The organism is Planococcus sp. CAU13 (assembly GCF_000775575.1).
Taxonomy (GTDB): Bacteria; Bacillota; Bacilli; order Bacillales_A; family Planococcaceae; genus Planococcus.
This window is the reverse complement of the sequence record NZ_JRGN01000089.1, coordinates 1-223: the sequence shown is the minus strand read 5'-3', so window position 1 is coordinate 223 and position 223 is coordinate 1. Positions and strand designations below refer to the sequence as shown.

The 223-nt window shown below is 43.5% G+C and carries 1 protein-coding gene; it reads right to left on the bottom strand.

All coding sequences use genetic code 11. From position 1 onward, the window contains the following. The coding region (locus KW93_RS04020) for a DUF2268 domain-containing putative Zn-dependent protease (protein ID WP_268809835.1) at positions 1 to 219 on the bottom strand (219 nt) is incomplete at its 3' end. Positions 220 to 223 lie beyond the last annotated feature (4 nt).

Genomic DNA, 223 nt, shown 5'->3' with positions numbered 1-223 from the left:
TTTTACCATTTCATAGGCAAAGGCATATCCGGCCATAAAAGGGGTGCCGTTCTTTGGATCGCCGAAGCAAAATTTCCCTTTTATTTCATCATCTGTTGTGTCAATTTCTCGTTTCGCCTGATGCCAGTAGTCCAGTTCAATGGTTTTGGTGAAATCATCTTTCCACCAGCGCTTGTCTTCGTACAAATTCAAGCTGAAAAACTCGGCTGTCCCCTCCATCTTA